General features: G+C 45.3%; 15 protein-coding genes and 1 pseudogene. 12 read left to right on the top strand and 4 right to left on the bottom strand.

Annotation, left to right across the window (positions count from 1 at the left end):
- A pseudogene (locus tag L976_RS23330) lies at positions 1–130 on the top strand (phosphoserine transaminase); the annotation flags it as partial.
- Positions 131–387: 257 nt separating this feature from the next.
- Positions 388–1,308: a LysR family transcriptional regulator gene (locus tag L976_RS14635; protein ID WP_047537821.1), complete on the top strand. Its 921-nt coding sequence runs from the start codon at positions 388–390 to the stop codon at positions 1,306–1,308.
- On the opposite strand, the gene L976_RS14630 is transcribed toward L976_RS14635, so the two are convergent.
- From L976_RS14630 to L976_RS14620, 3 genes are all read right to left on the bottom strand, one after another.
- Positions 1,305–2,165 carry a YjjW family glycine radical enzyme activase gene (locus tag L976_RS14630; protein WP_047540544.1) on the bottom strand — a complete coding sequence of 287 codons (861 nt, stop codon included), beginning with the start codon at positions 2,163–2,165 and terminating at the stop codon, positions 1,305–1,307. The genes L976_RS14635 and L976_RS14630 overlap by 4 nt on opposite strands.
- A 22-nt stretch (positions 2,166–2,187) precedes the next feature.
- Positions 2,188–3,747 (bottom strand): YjjI family glycine radical enzyme, encoded by a 1,560-nt coding sequence (locus tag L976_RS14625; protein WP_047537818.1) that lies wholly within the window; start codon positions 3,745–3,747, stop codon positions 2,188–2,190.
- A gap of 386 nt (positions 3,748–4,133) precedes the next feature.
- The gene (locus L976_RS14620) at positions 4,134–5,324 is read right to left on the bottom strand and encodes an amino acid aminotransferase (protein WP_047537815.1); all 1,191 of its coding nucleotides are present in this window, start codon (positions 5,322–5,324) and stop codon (positions 4,134–4,136) included.
- Between the two features lie 433 nt (positions 5,325–5,757).
- Here L976_RS14620 and aroA point away from each other — a divergent pair, with 433 nt between their 5' ends.
- The 10 genes from aroA (at position 5,758) to L976_RS14570 (ending at position 15,816) form a co-directional block, all read left to right on the top strand.
- On the top strand, positions 5,758–7,038 hold the full coding sequence (aroA, locus tag L976_RS14615; RefSeq protein WP_047537813.1) for a 3-phosphoshikimate 1-carboxyvinyltransferase: 1,281 nt from the start codon (positions 5,758–5,760) through the stop codon (positions 7,036–7,038).
- 183 nt (positions 7,039–7,221) lie between these two features.
- A complete protein-coding gene (gene cmk / locus L976_RS14610; RefSeq protein WP_037418896.1) occupies positions 7,222–7,914 on the top strand; it encodes a (d)CMP kinase in 693 nt (230 codons plus the stop codon).
- Between the two features lie 103 nt (positions 7,915–8,017).
- The gene (gene rpsA, locus L976_RS14605) at positions 8,018–9,685 is read left to right on the top strand and encodes a 30S ribosomal protein S1 (RefSeq protein ID WP_011072381.1); all 1,668 of its coding nucleotides are present in this window, start codon (positions 8,018–8,020) and stop codon (positions 9,683–9,685) included.
- A 72-nt stretch (positions 9,686–9,757) separates the two neighbouring features.
- Positions 9,758–10,045 (top strand): integration host factor subunit beta, encoded by a 288-nt coding sequence (ihfB, locus tag L976_RS14600; protein WP_037418898.1) that lies wholly within the window; start codon positions 9,758–9,760, stop codon positions 10,043–10,045.
- Between the two features lie 123 nt (positions 10,046–10,168).
- The gene (locus L976_RS14595) at positions 10,169–10,444 is read left to right on the top strand and encodes a LapA family protein (RefSeq protein ID WP_037418900.1); all 276 of its coding nucleotides are present in this window, start codon (positions 10,169–10,171) and stop codon (positions 10,442–10,444) included.
- A 1-nt stretch (position 10,445) separates the two neighbouring features.
- Positions 10,446–11,606 carry a lipopolysaccharide assembly protein LapB gene (lapB, locus tag L976_RS14590; RefSeq protein ID WP_047537808.1) on the top strand — a complete coding sequence of 387 codons (1,161 nt, stop codon included), beginning with the start codon at positions 10,446–10,448 and terminating at the stop codon, positions 11,604–11,606.
- A gap of 42 nt (positions 11,607–11,648) precedes the next feature.
- Positions 11,649–12,344, top strand: coding sequence for an orotidine-5'-phosphate decarboxylase (gene pyrF / locus L976_RS14585; RefSeq protein ID WP_047537805.1), 696 nt, complete (start codon positions 11,649–11,651; stop codon positions 12,342–12,344).
- Positions 12,345–12,419: 75 nt separating this feature from the next.
- Positions 12,420–13,244 carry an SDR family oxidoreductase gene (locus L976_RS14580; RefSeq protein ID WP_047537802.1) on the top strand — a complete coding sequence of 275 codons (825 nt, stop codon included), beginning with the start codon at positions 12,420–12,422 and terminating at the stop codon, positions 13,242–13,244.
- Between the two features lie 48 nt (positions 13,245–13,292).
- A complete protein-coding gene (locus tag L976_RS14575) occupies positions 13,293–13,835 on the top strand; it encodes a DUF2058 domain-containing protein (RefSeq protein ID WP_047537799.1) in 543 nt (180 codons plus the stop codon).
- A 223-nt stretch (positions 13,836–14,058) separates the two neighbouring features.
- Complete coding sequence (locus L976_RS14570; RefSeq protein WP_047537795.1) at positions 14,059–15,816, top strand: acyl-CoA dehydrogenase family protein; 1,758 nt, start codon at positions 14,059–14,061, stop codon at positions 15,814–15,816.
- Between the two features lie 61 nt (positions 15,817–15,877).
- On the opposite strand, the gene dacB is transcribed toward L976_RS14570, so the two are convergent.
- Positions 15,878–17,398 carry a D-alanyl-D-alanine carboxypeptidase/D-alanyl-D-alanine endopeptidase gene (gene dacB, locus L976_RS14565; RefSeq protein WP_047537792.1) on the bottom strand — a complete coding sequence of 507 codons (1,521 nt, stop codon included), beginning with the start codon at positions 17,396–17,398 and terminating at the stop codon, positions 15,878–15,880.
- Positions 17,399–17,856 lie beyond the last annotated feature (458 nt).

Below are 17,856 nucleotides of genomic sequence, written 5' to 3'. Positions count from 1 at the left end.
AGTGGCTTTAAAAGGGCACCGAATCGTCGGTGGTATGCGTGCAAGCCTATACAATGCAATGCCACTGGAAGGTGTTGCCGCGCTGGTGACATTTATGAATGAGTTTGCAGCGAAACATCACAAGATGTAGTCCGCGCTCGCCCAAGGCACATAAGTTTTAAGCTGTTATACGCAAAAGCGAATGCACATATGCATTCGCTTTTTTGTTGGCTGGATTTGGTTAAAGCTTGCGGCAATGGCACTTGTTCCGAGCAAGCCTGTGAGCCGGCACGCATAACAGAACAATATACTTAGTAATCTATTGGGTAAGTTTTATCTTATTGTTTATCATGATTAAAAGTTGATATTTTGATTTTTACCATAAGATAAATTACCAGGAAACCACTGATGGATTTAGCCAAGCTTTCGCGCATTAGTATGAAGCACTTAATCACTTTACACGTGATGCTCGATACTCTGAGCGTTACCGCCAGCGCTGAGCGCTTATGCTTAAGCCCTTCATCTGTCAGTAAAACCTTAAGTCAACTTCGAGACAGTTTGAATGATGAACTGTTTTACCGTAATGGTAATTCACTGGTTGCAACACCTTTAGCCAAACGATTAGGCCCAAGCGTGCAACAAATGATCAATGATATGAATCAGATCATGAGTCAAGATGCGTTTACCCCAATAAACTATGAGGGCCGTTTTTCGCTTGCAATGCGTGAAAGCACCTTTGAACTGCTGGCCGCCAAACTTAGCGCCCATATTTTGAGTTTGGCGCCCCATATTCATCTCGATATTTACAGCAAAGACAATATCGGTTTTGATGGACTCATTAATGGCTCGTTAGATTTTGTACTGTTACCCCATGATTTGAGTCAGCCTAATCCTTCGCAAGATGATCTCGTGTGGGAAACCTTGTTCAGCGATGAAATGATTTGCTTAATGAACTCATCCCATCCCTTGGCCAAACAATCGCATATCAGCTTTGATGATTATCTCAGCTTCAGCCATATAGGCATCACAGATACGGATCTGAGTACACCTTATTTTGATATTTTACTCGCTCAGCAATCTCAAAAACGTGCGGTACCTATTTCGGTGCCAGACTTTGGCAGCGCGGCGTTAATGTGTCACCACAGTGAGCTGCTGTTTACCTGCTCGCGCCGCTGGGCATCTATCGCCAGCCAAGCCAAAGGTTTAACCGTCAAATCGTTACCCATCGAATATGGAAAAGTGGCTTATAGCCTCGTTTGGCATAAACAAAGTATGAAGGATCCCGCACTACGCTGGCTGTACGAGCAGATCCTGCTTTGTAGCCATTAAAGGTAGATGGACGGTAAGACGATATTTGTTAAGCCTCGCTGGGCAAGGGAGGCTGCTAAGGCTTCAATATCGGTTTGAGTGCAACTTGGCCAAGTTAACGCCTCATCAACCACGCCATGGTGGTGAAAGGCGTTTAATTTCACCCGCGTATCGGCACCAAGTGTCAGTAAATAGCAAGATAGCGCGTCTATTTCCTGCTCAAAATCCGTAATACCCGGAATATGCAGCAATCTTACTTCATACAGTTTTTGCTGCTGCGCTAAGAGTTCAATCGATTTGAACACCGCATGGTTATCTCGCCCGGTAATGTATCTATGGGTCTCTTTTTGCCACGCTTTAAGATCCACCATAGCGCCGTCTAAAAAGGGCAGCAGTTTATGCCAGCCTGTGAGGCTCAAACTGCCATTGGTATCGAGCATACAGGTTAACTGTGATAACGACGTTGAGGCCTTAATCGCTTTAAATAATTCAATAATATATGGCAGTTGTAGACTTGCTTCACCGCCGCTCACCGTAATGCCATTAATAAAATGACGCTGATGGTGGATAATCGCCAAGATCTCTTCAACAGTGTATCGGGTGACTTTAGGATTAGCTTGTTTTGGACACACAGCAAGACAAGTATCGCACTGGCTACAACGATCTTTATCCCAATGGATCTGATGTTTATTGTTAGCGGTTATCAACGTCAGCGCCTTGTCAGGGCAGGTGGCGATGCAATCGCCACAGCCATCGCATAAGCCTATGGTATGTGGGTTATGGCAGTTTTTACATTGATAATTACAGCCTTGCAGGAATAATACGAGCCTGCTGCCAGGCCCGTCGACGCAGGAAAACGGCAATAGCTGACTAACTATTGCCTGCTTATTTATGGCTGGTTTAGTTAACGACACAGGGAGAATGCTCATGGGCAATTACGCGTGCTTGGCGTTGTAATATGCCGGTATTCTGTGCGGCTTCTGCTCCTAAACCCGTGGTATTAAGGCGCGAACCGCATTGTTTAAATGCTTCAATATCAGAGCGTTTTACCATATAGCCAGTGACACGCATTAAATCGTTAGAGGCCACATTGGCGGTAAATTCCCTAAAGCCTAACTCCAGCGCCGCTTTACACAGCTGGAACATAGCTTGAGGATTTGATTTGACGGTTTCATCTATGGTCAAAATATCGCTGATCCCCGCCGTATAATACTGGTGATGCTGTGCGAGGGCTTGAATATGGGCGATGGGATTGGGTTCCGTGCCATAGGGAATACGAACGCCGGGTGTCACGTCCTTATCGAGACTAATACCGCCCTGTGAATGCAGCAGCGCTCGTCCATGATAGCCATAGGTGACGGGCGTGGATTTTACTATGGTATCGAGGGCGGCAGAAATACGGTAGCCAAGTTGGTTTGCATCCATGCTATGCCCATAGCCTGTGGGTTTGTTTGATTCAGATGATTTGTCTGTCTCACTTGTCATCAGAGCTTGCAGAATATTCACCGCTTCAGCCATACCATAAATACCAAACATGGGTGCAAAGCGCGATTCATCAATCAATTGTTCTTTAACTAAAAAGCTATCAAAGAAGTGCGACTCTTGATGTAAAAATGCTGAGCGCGCCTCGATAAGTTCGAAGGTGAGTGAGCAGTAATAGGGCAAAACACGCTCAAAAAAGTCATTGATTGATGTGGCTTTTAATGCCACTTCTTTCAGATTGAGTCTAACCAAGGTATTAGCGCCGCCTGCTAATGGTAAGGCATTGTAGCAACTCACAATACCAAAGCCGCGCTTGTCAAATACACTGGCATGCAGAGGATAGTTGGCGATATGCGGTTTACTGCACTGACAAATATTGGTGGCCGCAATCTGCAATAATTCATCCGGCGTGACGGCGGGGTCATACATAAAGGTCAAATTGGGGGCAACTTGTTTGAGCTCGGCATCAATGCGCAGTAGGGTACGGCAAACAATGTTGTCTGTTGGGCCAATATTAACGTGCATAAAGGCGTCGGGCAGGGTTCTGTCGAGCATTATCCAGAACAGCTTTAGTTTACGATAAAGGACATCCGCATCCATTCCTTCCACGAAAGGCATCAAAATGTCGTCCAACTGACCTAAATACACGGGGATATTGGTCACCGATGGCACATGGTGATACAGAATCGTTAAGGCATTGAGGGCTTCATCTAAATCCTGTGCAGGTGAAAGCTCTAAATATTCTGAGCCTTGCTGAAGATAACGGGCATAATCTGGCAATACATAACGCGGTTTAAACGGTGCATGGCCTTCAAACATATCGCAGATCACGCCGTCATTCATTGCCGCGTTAACCTCAGTCGATATCGGCATATAGGGCAAACTTGCCTCAGCCTCCAACGCTAAATAGTTAGATTTTTGCTTAGGTGAAAGCTGCGGGCTCGTGACGATTTGTATTAATTTATCTTGTAATAACATGGCGGAATACCCACAAGTTCAATAATGACGATTAATCTACTCAGTGGCTCTGGCTTTAAAAAGTGAAAATTACCGTAGCCCCGATTGATAAAATGGAAATCCGCCGATTGAGATCACAACGTGCGGTTTATTGTGATAAGACCGTGGAGTCAACATCATTCAAATAGGGTTTTACGATTGAAAATAAATGCTTAAAGGGTGAGGATGACGTGGCTTATGAGGTTTTTTAGGGGGAACGAAAAAGGAAGACTCGTCAATCCAAACTAAATAGACGAGTGTAATATTTACAAGCGATAGATAACTCTGCTGCATCCTAGATAGAGAATACAGCAGAGTAACTAGATGGTTAAAAAGTACTAAATCGCTTGTATTTAAAGCACTTGTATTTAAAGCACTTTGGCAATCGACTTAGCTAAGTAATCCACATTGTCTTCGCTAATGCCTGCTATGCTAATGCGGCTTGACCCTACCATATAAATGCTAAATTCTTTCTGTAGACGCGCCACTTGCTCAGGATTAACTCCAAGGAAGGAAAACATGCCTTTTTGGCGAGCGATAAAGCTAAAATCGCGCTCAACGCCATTGGCTTTGAGTTTTTCAACTAAAATCGCGCGGTTACCATTGATGCGATCGCGCATCACTTTGAGCTCATCAAGCCATTCTTGAGTTAATTCTTTTGATCCTAAAATCGTCTCAACAATCGCCGCGCCGTGGGCTGGCGGCATGGAGTAGAGGCTGCGAACCACATAAAGCAGTACAGATTGCGTGATATTGGCGGTATTGGCATCTTTGGCAATCACAGAGCAGGAACCAATACGCTCACGGTACAGACCGAAGTTTTTCGAGCATGAACTACACAGGATCATATTATCAACGGCTGCAGCCATTTTACGCACGCCGTAGGCATCAATATCAACACCATCGCCAAAACCTTGGTAGGCCATGTCGATAAGCGGGGTAAAACCTTGCTCCTTGGTGAGGGCAACCACTTTGTCCCATTGCTCAGTGGTCAAATCCATCCCACTTGGGTTATGGCAGCAGGCGTGAAATAACACTACATCATCAGGACTCACTTGCGATAATGCAGCAAGCATCTCACCAAATTTCAATGATTTACTATCGTAGTCATAATAGGGATAAGTTTTAACTGTGATCCCAGCAGCTTCGAATAAACCGGTATGGTTAGCCCATGTAGGATCGCTTACCCACAATACCGCATTCGGATTGCAGCGCTTAATAAAGTCACCCGCAACACGCAGAGCACCCGTACCGCCAGGCGTTGAAACAGTACGAATACGGTTAGCGATAATCGCGCTATGATCACTGCCAAAGGCTAACTCTGTCATCAGGGTATTAAACTGAGGCGAGCCGGTTGGACCGATATAGACCTTTGTCGTCTCCGTTTCTAAACGAAATTTCTCGGCTTTTTTTACACAATTGAGAATGGGGGTGTTTCCCGCGGGGTCTTTATAAACACCGACACCTAAGTCTACTTTCTGTGGATGTGTGTCTTCGCGGTACTGGGTCAACAAGCCGAGGATCGGATCCGCAGGCATTGCGATGAGTGAGTTAAACATAGCTCCATCTACCTTTCTAGTTATTAAGCGACAGCATGAATCACATAGGATGTGCGTGATTTATCGATTGAAACCTAGGATAACGTGAATAGATGAAAACTTTAAAGTAAAAATGGTGTTTAGAGACCAATTAGTCTGGCAAAAAAGCCTGCCGAAAAACCGTTTAGATCACAATTTCACCCATTATATTTAGTATTTTTGTTATTTTTAGGCTGACTTGAGTAAATTTCCGGTTTCAAAAGCCATTTTTTAGTAAAAAACGGTTGAATCCTGCGTCACTATCGGTAATTTTATAACGACGAAGCACCAACAAGGTCCCCAATCTCCTTTTATTAGTAACGTAAACTTGACGTTCTGTAGCGTGAAGTTGCCATTAGCCTATTCAGTTCGCGTGATGACATCAATCACGCCCAAAGAGAAAGAAGATTTATTCATGAAGCAATTACGTCTTGAACCTGTTGTGCAAGTCCGCGGTGAGATCAACATTCCGGGCTCAAAAAGCATTTCTAACCGCGCATTATTATTGGCGACCTTAGCCAAAGGCACCACCACGCTAACCAATTTGCTCGACTCCGATGATATTCGTCATATGTTGGCGTCTTTAAAGCAGTTGGGAGTTGAATACCGCTTATCGCAAAATAATACTGTCTGCGAGCTTATTGGTTTAGGTGGTGCTATCTCGGCGGATACTGCGCAAACGCTGTTTCTAGGCAATGCGGGCACGGCTATGCGCCCATTGTGCGCTGCGCTGACCTTAGGGCGTGGCGAATTTACCTTAACCGGCGAGCCCCGCATGGAAGAGCGTCCCATTGGTGACTTGGTCGATGCCCTAAAACAATTGGGCGCGAATATTGTGTACCTTAAGAATGAAGGGTTTCCGCCTCTGACCATCAATGCAACCGGGCTTAACGGTGGCGATGTAGAAATTGCTGGCGATCTGTCTAGCCAATTCTTAACGGCGCTGTTAATGGTTACCCCCCTCGCTAAGGGCAGTGTGAATATTCATGTCAAAGGAGAACTGGTTTCAAAACCTTATATCGACATTACCTTAGCCTTGATGGCGCAGTTTGGCGTTCAGGTGATTAACCATGACTATGCCCGCTTTGAAATCCCCGCCGGGCAGCAGTATGTGTCACCGGGTAAAGTGTTAGTAGAAGGGGATGCCTCTTCCGCATCTTACTTTTTAGCGGCGGGTGCCATCAAAGGCGGTGAGGTGAAAGTCACTGGTGTTGGCCGTTTAAGCATTCAAGGCGATGTGAAATTTGCCGATGTGCTGGAAAAAATGGGCGCTGATATTGAGTGGGGCGATGATTATATTATTGCCCGTGGCGCGCCGTTAACTGCGGTTGATTTAGACATGAATCATATTCCCGATGCGGCGATGACCATTGCTACCGCCGCCTTGTTTGCTAAGGGCACGACCACCATTCGCAATATTTATAACTGGCGCATTAAAGAGACCGACCGTTTGGCGGCGATGGCAACTGAGCTGCGTAAAGTCGGCGCGTTAGTCGAAGAGGGACATGATTATATTCAAATCACGCCGCCAGCAGTACTGAATACCGCAGAGATTGACACTTATAACGATCACCGCATGGCCATGTGCTTCTCCATGCTGGCCTTTGCCGATTGCGGGATCACTATTAACGATCCTGACTGCACCTCGAAAACCTTCCCTGACTATTTTGCTCAATTTGCCAGTCTGAAGGCCTAACGTTTTCAGCTAACAGATTGACTTCTGACCATATCAAACAAAAGAAGCCGCATTTGAGCGGCTTCTAAACTTCATAAAAAATCCACGGATTTTATTTGTATATTATTGTACAATGCGGCGCGCTCATTTTCGGGGCTCTACTTATGAACTCACGGATGATGATTATTTTTTGCGGAGGAATGTATGTCTGAACGGGCTCCTGTAGTCACAATCGACGGCCCAAGTGGTGCTGGTAAAGGGACAATTAGCCAATTATTGGCTAAGCATCTAGGTTGGCAACTGCTTGATAGTGGTGCAATTTATCGAGTACTTGCACTAGCTGCCATTCATCACGACGTAGAATTGGAAAATGAAGAGTCCATCACCTTGCTAGCTTCACACCTCGATGTGAAATTTTTAACGGGCAATGAGAAAGACCCCGTTCAAGTGATCTTAGAAGGTGAAGACGTCACCACAGCGATACGTACCCAAGAATGTTCAAATGCTGCCTCTAAAGTGGCGGCGTTTCCCCGTGTTAGGGAAGCCTTATTGCGTCGCCAACGAGCCTTTAGAACGGCACCGGGATTGATCGCCGATGGCCGCGATATGGGGACGGTAGTTTTCCCAACAGCATCGGCTAAATTATATTTAACGGCATCTGCACAAGAGCGGGCTCAAAGACGCTATAATCAGTTGCAGGACAAGGGCTTCGATGTTAATATCGAGCGCCTTTTAGCTGAAATTATCGAACGTGATGACCGCGATATGAATCGTCCTGTGGCACCATTGGTCCCAGCCGAGGATGCGCTCGTTATCGATACAAGCGATAAAGGTATTGATGAAGTACTGGAGCTTGCGCTCAACTTTATCAAGCAAAAATTATCCAGCACTAACTAAAATTATTGCTCGGGTAGGTATTCGTATTAAGGATGATACGGATAATTTGACTGACTCCACGTCTAGGATTGACTGTGGTTTATTACATTAAAGTAACTTAAACATGACTGAATCTTTTGCTGATCTATTTGAACAATCCCTTCAAACTCTGGAATTCCGTCCAGGCTCTATCGTTCGTGGTACTGTAGTTGCTATCGAAAACGGTATGGTTCTGGTTGATGCAGGTCTGAAGTCTGAAAGCCCAATCCCAGCTGAACAATTCAAAAACGCTCAAGGTGTTTTAGAAATCGCTGTTGGTGATGAAGTTGACGTAGCTCTTGACTCTGTTGAAGACGGCTTCGGTGAGACTCAACTGTCTCGCGAAAAAGCGAAACGTCACGAAGCTTGGATCGTTCTGGAAAAAGCTTACGAAGATGCTGAAACTGTAATCGGTATCATCAATGGTAAAGTGAAAGGCGGTTTCACTGTTGAATTAAACGGTATCCGTGCCTTCTTACCAGGTTCTCTAGTTGACGTGCGCCCAGTTCGCGACACCGCTCACTTAGAGTACAAAGAATTAGAATTCAAAGTTATCAAACTAGACCAGAAGCGTAACAACGTTGTTGTTTCTCGTCGTGCAGTTATCGAATCAGAAAGCAGCGCTGAGCGTGATGCACTGTTAGAAAACCTGCAAGAAGGTCAAGCAGTTAAAGGTATCGTTAAGAACCTGACTGACTACGGTGCATTCGTAGATTTAGGTGGCGTTGACGGTCTGTTACATATCACTGATATGGCATGGAAACGCGTTAAGCACCCATCTGAAATCGTCAACGTTGGTGACGAAATCAACGTTAAAGTACTGAAGTACGATCGTGAGCGCACTCGTGTGTCTCTAGGTCTGAAACAACTTGGCGAAGATCCATGGTTAGAAATCAGCAAGCGCTACCCAGAAAACACTAAGTTAACTGGTCGCGTAACTAACCTGACTGACTACGGTTGTTTCGTTGAAATCGAAGAAGGCGTTGAAGGTTTAGTTCACGTTTCTGAAATGGATTGGACTAACAAGAACATCCACCCATCTAAAGTGGTTAACTTAGGTGATGAAGTTGAAGTTCTGGTTCTGGACATCGATGAAGAGCGTCGTCGTATTTCTCTAGGTCTGAAGCAATGTAAGACCAACCCATGGGATGACTTCGCAACTCGTTACAACAAAGGCGACAAGGTTTCTGGTAAGATCAAGTCAATCACTGACTTCGGTATCTTCATCGGTCTTGACGGCGGTATCGATGGTTTAGTTCACTTGTCTGACATTTCTTGGAACGGCACTGGCGAAGACGCAGTATCTGAGTACAAGAAAGGCGACGAAATCCACGCAGTGGTTCTGTCTGTTGACCCAGAGCGTGAGCGTATCAGCTTAGGTGTTAAACAAACTGAAGACGACCCATTCAACGCTTACTTAGCTGACAAGAAGAAAGGTACTATCGTACACGGTACTGTTTCTGCTGTTGATGCTAAAGGTGTGACTGTTGAACTGGCTGACACTGTTGAAGGTTACATCCGTGTAGCTGACATCAGCCGTGAGCGCATCGAAGATGCATCTACTGTTTACTCAGTAGGTGACGCAATCGAAGCTAAGTTCATGGGTGTTGACCGTAAGAACCGTTCTATCAGCCTGTCAATCAAAGCGAAAGACGAAGCTGAAGAAAAAGAAGTAATGGCGACCTTGAATAAACAAGAAGACGCTGTTATTAGTAATGCAATGGCTGAAGCGTTTAAAGCAGCTCGCAAATAATCGCCTGTTGTATGGGGAGATTTTCTCCCCATTAGGTGACTGTGTTTGGCTTGATAATAGGGGATAGCTAGGATGACAAAATCCGAACTGATCGAAAAACTCGCCACCAGGCAGTCGCAGCTGTCGGCGAAAGAGGTAGAAGGCGCAATCAAAGAGATGTTGGAGCAAATGGCATCAACATTAGAAAGCGGTGATCGTATTGAGATCCGTGGCTTTGGTAGTTTCTCGCTTCATTATCGTGCGCCGCGTACTGGCCGCAATCCAAAGACGGGTTCATCCGTCGAATTGGAAGGCAAATACGTCCCGCACTTTAAGCCAGGCAAAGAACTGCGCGAACGCGTTGACGCTGTCAATGTTTAATTGACCGCATTGCAAAAAGCCTCCGCAAGGGGGCTTTTTTATATCTAATGTAAGGCAAAGCTGGTCAGCTCAGTAAATTTCTTGGATAATCAGAAAATTGAAAGGCGTTTAAGGGAGTGCGACGTGAAATCTTTTGTAGCGACAGTCCTAGTGGCACTGTTATTTATAGTGGCTTTGATTTTTGGCGCACGTAATGAACAAGTCGTGACAATCAGCTACTTTGTGGCACAAGGGGAGTACCGTTTACCCGTTGTGTTAGCGATTGTTTTCTTTGCAGGCTTTATGCTTAGTTGGCTGGTAGCGAGCTATTATATTGTGAAACTTAAATTGGCTTTAGCGGCAACGAAAAAGAAATTAACGGTTCAAACTGCTAAAAAACCTCAAGGTGTAGACGCCTAATATGCTTGAGATCCTCTTCCTGTTGCTTCCTATTGCTGCCGGTTACGGTTGGTATATGGGGCGGCGGAGCATAAGGCAAAATCAGAGCAATCAGCGTAAACAATTAAGTCGTGATTATTTCACCGGCTTAAATTACTTATTGTCTAACGAGTCGGACAAAGCGGTCGACTTGTTCATCAGTATGCTCGATGTAGACGATGAAACCATCGACACCCATCTCTCCCTCGGTTCCTTATTCCGTAAGCGTGGTGAGGTTGACCGCTCGATTCGTATCCATCAAAACTTAATTGCCCGTCCTACGCTCACCAATGAGCAGCGCGATATCGCCATGATGGAGCTGGGCAAAGACTATCTTGCCGCGGGATTTTACGACCGTGCTGAAGAAATTTTTCTGAATTTGGTGAGTCAAGATGACCACAGTGAAGAGTCTGAAACTCAGCTGATTGCGATTTACCAAGTGATAAAGGAATGGCAAAAAGCCATCGATATCACCAAACGTTTAAGCCGTAAACGTCAACTCGTACTCAAACCGATAACAGCGCATTTTTATTGCCAACTTGCCGATGAAACCAGTGATGATGCTGAGAAGGTCAAGCTACTGCAACAAGCCTTAAAACAAGATCCCAAATGTGGCCGAGCCTTATTGACTCTTGCCAAGAAATTTCTCGATGCGAAGGATTACAGTCAGTGTAAAGCCATGCTGATAGCATTAAAAAAGGCCGATATTGAGCTTTTTGCTGATGCACTGCCGACGGCTAAAGAAGTATATCGCGATACTCAAGATAAAGAGGGCTATCAAGAGTTATTAGCTGGCGCTATGGCTGAAGGTGCTGGCGCATCCGTAGTGGTGGCGCTTGCCCAACATATGATAAGCCTTGATGAGATTAAAGCTGCTGAAAACATGGTGCTCGATGCGCTTTATCGCCATCCGACCATGAAGGGTTTTCAGCACTTAATGCAAATGCATCTACGCCAAGCAGAAGAAGGGCAAGCTAAACAAAGTTTGACGATGCTTGAGCAACTTGTTGAGCAACAAATTAAATTCCGGCCAAGCTACCGCTGTAAAGAATGTGGTTTCCCATCCCATACACTATATTGGCATTGTCCTTCTTGCAAAAAGTGGGGCACCATTAAACGGATCAGAGGCTTGGACGGTGAATAACTTTTTAAAATATCTAGTTAGTGTAACCCTGTTGGAGAGATGATGACGACTAAACCTATCCTCGTAGCGCTTGATTACGATAATAAAAACCACGCTTTACAATTGATAGATCAACTCGATCCCAACATGTGCCGCCTTAAAGTTGGCAAAGAAATGTTTACCCTGTTCGGCCCGCAGTTAGTTAAAGATATCCATGACCGTGGCTTCGATCTTTTCCTCGACTTAAAATTTCACGATATCCCTAATACGGTTGCGAAAGCGGTTGCTGCTGCAGCGGAACTTGGTGTGTGGATGACGAATGTCCATGCCAGTGGCGGCTTAGCGATGATGGAAGCGGCGAGAAAGGCTTTGCTGCCTTACGGTAAAGAGGCGCCAATGCTGATTGCTGTGACGGTATTAACCTCTATGAGCGATGACGATCTGAAGCTCATCGGCATTGATGTGCCAGCATTTGAGCATGTTCAGCGTTTAGCTAAATTGACTAAACAGGCCGGACTTGATGGTGTTGTCTGTTCAGCCCAAGAAGCGAGTGTGCTTAAATCTTTATTAGGCCAAGACTTTAAACTTATTACACCTGGTATTCGTCCTGTGGGTAGTGAGGTTGGCGACCAACACCGTGTGATGACGCCGCCTGAGGCGCTTGCTGCCGGTTCTGATTATTTAGTGATTGGTCGTCCGGTCACTAAGGCGACAGATCCTCTGGCTGCGCTGCAGGCGATTCACCAATCTTTGCTTTAGTATACTGAACAGTACACTATTTAGCTGTTAAGGTTCGTATTCGCGACAAACTTTAACTGTTCACGGAGAACGTCCATGCTCAATACTACGATGTTTAATTATCAGGGTAAGAATGTTGTCGTTGCCGGTGGTACCAGTGGTATAAACCTCGCAATTGCCATTGCGTTTGCCCATGCGGGAGCTAATGTGGCGGTGGCGAGTCGAAGCAAAGATAAAGTCGATGCTGCGGTGTTACAGCTCAAACAGGCGAATCCAGATGGGATCCATCTTGGGGTGAGTTTTGATGTCAGGGATTTAGCCGCAGTAGAACTGGGCTTTGAAACCATCGCCTCAGAATTTGGTTTTATTGATGTATTGGTGAGCGGCGCTGCGGGCAATTTCCCAGCAACTGCCGCTAAGCTTTCGGCGAATGGTTTTAAAGCCGTAATGGATATTGATTTATTGGGCAGTTTCCAAGTACTGAAAACAGCTTATCCTTTACTGCGTCGCCCACAGGGGAATATTATTCAAATTTCTGCGCCACAGGCATCGATTGCGATGCCAATGCAGGCCCATGTTTGTGCGGCAAAAGCGGGGGTTGACATGCTGACGCGAACCTTAGCTATTGAATGGGGCTGTGAAGGCATTCGAATTAACTCCATTATTCCAGGCCCAATTACAGGCACCGAAGGCTTTAATCGTTTAGCGCCGAGCGCTGCACTACAGCAACAAGTGGCACAATCGGTACCGTTAAAACGTAATGGGGAAGGGCAAGATATTGCCAACGCAGCATTATTTTTAGGCTCTGAGCTGGCATCCTATATCACGGGTGTTGTACTTCCCGTCGATGGAGGTTGGTCACTGGGCGGTGCCAGTATCGCGATGACTGCCTTAGGTGAATTAGCAAGCAAAGGGCAGTAACTAAATAGTTATAACTCATTTATTTAATAGAAAATCGGGTGAAAATCCATGGCGAATGCATTACAAGAGCAGCTACTGAAAGCTGGACTTGCCAGTAAACAAAAAGTGCGTGATGTAAAAACGCAAAAGCGTCGCGATAAAAAGGCTCGGGTTGACGATGTCTCAAGCGCGTTAAAACTTGAGATTGCCGAGCAAAAACGCTTACAAGCTGAAAAAGACAAAGCCCTCAATGAACAACGCTTTGCAGAGGCAACGGCCCGAGGACAAGTGCGAGGATTAGTGAGTGAATTCACGCAATTTGCTATCAAGATCCCAAGTCATGCCGAGATCAAATTCAACTATACGCTCGACAATAAAATTTACTCTGTCTATATCGATGAGAAAATTCAATCCGAATTGCTTAAAGGCCAATTAGGGATTGTTCGATACGAAGATAAGAGCTACCTCGTCCCCCACAAGCTTGCCGAACGTGTGAATCTATTGGTGCCACAATGGTGCGGCTATTTGTGGCAACAGGATGCGGGTAAGGCCGTAGAAGTCGAAGATGACCCTTATGCTGATTATGCGATCCCTGACGATTTAATGTGGTAATCAATACGTTAATCGTGAGCTAAGCCGACGACAACCTAGTTTACTTCTCGCTACACTATAACCCTTAAGGTCACTTAAGGGTTTTTTATTGCCTGTTCTTCACTCTGTTATGTTGCGTAGATTAGTGCTTAGCATCAAAGTGAATTTGTAATGAGATTGTTTTCTGTATAGAACTGGTATAAATTAAAACAACTGTTTAAATCCTACGTTTAAGAGTCTCCCAATGAATCCTTACCAAGCCCCGTTAGCAGATATGCGTTTCTTACTGGAACAGGTTTTTGATGCCCCAAATACGTGGTCACAATTACCTGAGATTGCAGAAATGGTTGATATGGATACGGCCAATGCAATCCTTGAAGAAGCGGCAAAAATCAGTGCTGAATTAATCCATCCGCTAAACCGTGCTGGTGATGAGCAAGGCGTTTTACACCAAGATAATGGTGTGATTACCCCTGAGGGGTATAAAGCCGTATATAAGCAATATTCTGAAGGTGGTTGGGTAGGCCTATGTGGTGAGCCTGAGTTTGGTGGTATGGGCATGCCCAAAATGCTTGGTGTATTAGTGGATGAAATGGCCTACAGTGCCTGCAACGCGTTTACACTTTATGGCTCATTAACCGCGGGAGCTGCTTTGTGTATCAATGCCCACGGTAGCGAAGCATTAAAACAAGCTTATTTACCCAAGTTATATTCTGGTGAATGGGCTGGAGCGATGGATATGACAGAGCCACAAGCTGGCTCTGATCTGCGTAATATTCGCACTCGCGCAATTCCATTGGAGGATGGCAGTTATGCGATCAGTGGCAGCAAAATTTTTATTACTGGTGGCGATCACGATCTAACTGAAAACGTCATTCACTTAGTGCTGGCAAAATTACCAGAAAGCAAAGGTATTTCACTGTTCCTCGTACCCAAAATCACGGTTAATGATGATGGCAGCTTAGGTGAGGCTAATGGTGTTAGTGTGGGGTCAATCGAGCACAAAATGGGCCTTAAGGGGTCGGCAACCTGCGTGATGAATTTTGATGAAGCAAAGGGTTATCTGATTGGCCAGCCTAATCGTGGCTTGGTTTGTATGTTCACCATGATGAACTACGAACGTTTAGCTATTGGTATTCAAGGGCTTGGCAGCGCACAAGCCGCATATCAAATGGCCGCCGATTATGCTAAAGAGCGCAATCAAGGCGTTGCAGCCGGTGGCTCACCCACGGGGAGCGATTCTGATCCTATTATCGTCCATGGCGATGTGCGCCGTATGCTACTGACAATCCGCGCGATGACAGAAGCGGGACGTGCCTTATCCATATTTACCGGCAAACAGCTCGATTTGGCGAAATATGCCCAAGATGAGATTAAAGCTAAAGCTGCCCGCTACGTGGGTTTATTAACACCCGTTGCTAAAGCGTTTTTAACTGACCGTGGTTTAGACGCGACTATCATGGCGCAGCAAGTCTTTGGTGGACATGGTTATATTCGTGAAACAGGCATTGAGCAATTGGTACGTGATACCCGCATTGCGCAAATCTATGAAGGCACAAATGGTATTCAAGCCATTGACTTCCTTGGTCGAAAAGTCACTGGTGACAATTTGGCAACGCTAAAAGAGTTTGTGGCCGAATTAAAAGCACAAATGCGTGAATTTACACAGGTCGACGGCGTAAAAGTTGCCGCCGTTTGTGCTCGTTTAGATGCTTTAGTCCATGTGGCTGAATCGATCAATGAGCAAAAACTGACTCAACCTGCGTTAATCAATGCTTGTGCAGTCGACTTTTTAGATGCCTTTGGTTACAGCTTATATGGTTTTTATTGGCTAGCCATGTTGGATAAGGTCCCTAGCGCCGAGGATAAAAACTTTGCCGAGCAAAAAGCTTACCTCGCTAAATTCTATTTTGATAAGTTATTGCCTAAGGCCGATTATCATTTAGCGCAAGTGCGTGCGGGTGATGCCAGTACTATGGCAATGCCAGCAGAATTATTCTAAGTTTGGATTGGTGAGATCAATGATGTGAAAAGCACTGATTTATCAGTGCTTTTTAGTTTCATCAGTCAATTAATTTAACCGTGTTGAGTTCTTTAGTCGATGTTTGGTTTGTTTGTGCCTGTTGCTCAACCGTAGTTATAAGACGAGTCAAAAAGTCAGCGCTAAACGCAGGCGTGCGTTGTTTTTTCGTTTCAGGACTAATGCCATTCTCAAGCACCACAAATAAGATATCCCGCTGTGGTATTCGAATAAAACCAGCTAAATTGGCAACCCCTTGCATTGAACCTGTCTTGGCAAAAACACGGTTTTTGAGCGGTGGTTGAGTGTAACCCAGTCGATATTTTAGCGTACCGCTGACTCCCGCTTCGGGCAAACTATCAATCAGGCTGTGAAAGCGGGCATCTTGATAAATTAGAGTAAGCACATTGGCTAATTGCCTTGCGCTCAATAAGTTATAACGAGAAAGCCCTGAACCATCGACGATATTGGCGTGGGTTAAATCTACTCCCAAATCGCTAAGGATATGGCGCATGGCCGCCGCACCATTGGTAAAATTTCCTTGGGTTTTGTAATAGTGTTGTCCGACTAACTTAAACAGGCTGTCGGCGATCAGATTATCCGACTTAAGCAACATAGTCTTTAACAACTCCGGCAAAGGCGCACTACTGTGACTGGCGATAAGTTTTGCCTTTGCAGGTATTGCGTTGCCAATTTTAACTTTACCCGAGAGCGACATTTCCCCCTTGAGTGTGGCCGTTAACGTATCCATAGCGAATTTTTCAGGATCGGTTATTGCAATAGCGAGGGGAATAGCCTCACTGCCCGGATAACATCCCCGAAGGTGATATTGATTTTGCCCAAGTCGCACTAAATCGAGCTGACAAAAATCATGGCTAGCTTTGGGAGAGAATATCGCGTCACTGCTGACCTTTACCCCAAAACTAGATACCCTTAATTTGACCTCAGAGGAATGCTTGCTCGAGCTTGGAACGAATTGCCCATAAACACAGTTTTGATTGATGATGTAACTCGAAACCGGCGCCGCAAAACAAATGCCGAGGTCGTCCCACACCCAGCCAGGAGCTTGTAATTGCTCTTGTTTATCACCGATAAGATAAAGATGCCCGTCAATACTGTTGATACCCTGTTTTTGTAGGTGGGCAAACAAGGCCTTAAGATCGTCTTGAGTGAGGGTAGGATCGCCACTAAAGCGCAGATAGACACTTCCCGCAATATGGCCTTGGCGAATGGGGGCATCGCTCCATAGCTCCGTCACATAACGAAAATCGGCCCCAAGGTTGGCCAATGCTGTGACGGCAGTAAGGACCTTTTGTGTGCTTGCGGGGATAAACAAGGTATCAGCTTGCTGGCTATAAAGCTGTTTACTGTTCGCCATATCCAGTGCCAGCAGCGCAATTTGCGAGTGACGTGGTGCAATATCATTAATTTGTTGACTCAAGATCGCATGTTGAATATCTGCAGTCGTAGCCCACAGCTGATGTGGTAATAGGGCTGTTGCTACTACCGTTAGCAATATGCCTGCCGAACGCTGTAAATTGAATAATGGGGAGAACGTTTCCATGTCTGTTGTATGTTTACTCTCTTAATTAGCGGTCATGACTGCCATCATCTTTTTCCATCAGACGATACAACCTTAGGGTAACAAATAAAACCAAGCCAATAAAAAGTGGCAAAATGAGTAATCCAAGTTGCGCTTTAAAATGAAAAATGCCCCACGCTAAAGCTAAAGTCAGTGCGAGGGTTAACAGGATTTTTTTATTCATAGAGTTTTAGAGTGTTGACTGGTGACGTTTTAGTTTACGCTAAAACACGCAAAACGGGCATGCTTGCATTAGGAGCAACCCATATTTTGTGATTAAACTACCATTTTGGGTACCCTATGTAGATAAGCAAAATGAGCAACCGATAAAGAGTGCAAGCGTATTTGGTTAGTCATTGAAGTAGGCTTGTCTGCTCGTATATATTTAGGCTGAACCGACGTAATTTTACACTTATTATTGCCAATGACTTGTTTCAGCT

It is taken from the genome of Shewanella sp. ZOR0012, from assembly GCF_000798835.1.
In the GTDB taxonomy this organism is placed as follows: domain Bacteria; phylum Pseudomonadota; class Gammaproteobacteria; order Enterobacterales; family Shewanellaceae; genus Shewanella; species Shewanella xiamenensis.
The sequence above is the reverse complement of the archived record's forward strand: the minus strand, read 5'-3'. Positions and strand labels throughout refer to the sequence as shown.

Excerpts from the sequence above, each read along its gene's own strand:
- L976_RS14635 (WP_047537821.1), top strand. The coding sequence starts at position 388 with ATGGATTTAGCCAAGCTTTCGCGCATTAGTATGAAGCACTTAATCACT.
- L976_RS14625 (WP_047537818.1), bottom strand. The coding sequence starts at position 3,747 with ATGTTATTACAAGATAAATTAATACAAATCGTCACGAGCCCGCAGCTT.
- L976_RS14620 (WP_047537815.1), bottom strand. The coding sequence starts at position 5,324 with ATGTTTAACTCACTCATCGCAATGCCTGCGGATCCGATCCTCGGCTTG.
- aroA (WP_047537813.1), top strand. The coding sequence starts at position 5,758 with ATGAAGCAATTACGTCTTGAACCTGTTGTGCAAGTCCGCGGTGAGATC.
- cmk (WP_037418896.1), top strand. The coding sequence starts at position 7,222 with ATGTCTGAACGGGCTCCTGTAGTCACAATCGACGGCCCAAGTGGTGCT.
- rpsA (WP_011072381.1), top strand. The coding sequence starts at position 8,018 with ATGACTGAATCTTTTGCTGATCTATTTGAACAATCCCTTCAAACTCTG.
- ihfB (WP_037418898.1), top strand. The coding sequence starts at position 9,758 with ATGACAAAATCCGAACTGATCGAAAAACTCGCCACCAGGCAGTCGCAG.
- lapB (WP_047537808.1), top strand. The coding sequence starts at position 10,446 with ATGCTTGAGATCCTCTTCCTGTTGCTTCCTATTGCTGCCGGTTACGGT.
- pyrF (WP_047537805.1), top strand. The coding sequence starts at position 11,649 with ATGACGACTAAACCTATCCTCGTAGCGCTTGATTACGATAATAAAAAC.
- L976_RS14580 (WP_047537802.1), top strand. The coding sequence starts at position 12,420 with ATGCTCAATACTACGATGTTTAATTATCAGGGTAAGAATGTTGTCGTT.
- L976_RS14575 (WP_047537799.1), top strand. The coding sequence starts at position 13,293 with ATGGCGAATGCATTACAAGAGCAGCTACTGAAAGCTGGACTTGCCAGT.
- L976_RS14570 (WP_047537795.1), top strand. The coding sequence starts at position 14,059 with ATGAATCCTTACCAAGCCCCGTTAGCAGATATGCGTTTCTTACTGGAA.
- dacB (WP_047537792.1), bottom strand. The coding sequence starts at position 17,398 with ATGGAAACGTTCTCCCCATTATTCAATTTACAGCGTTCGGCAGGCATA.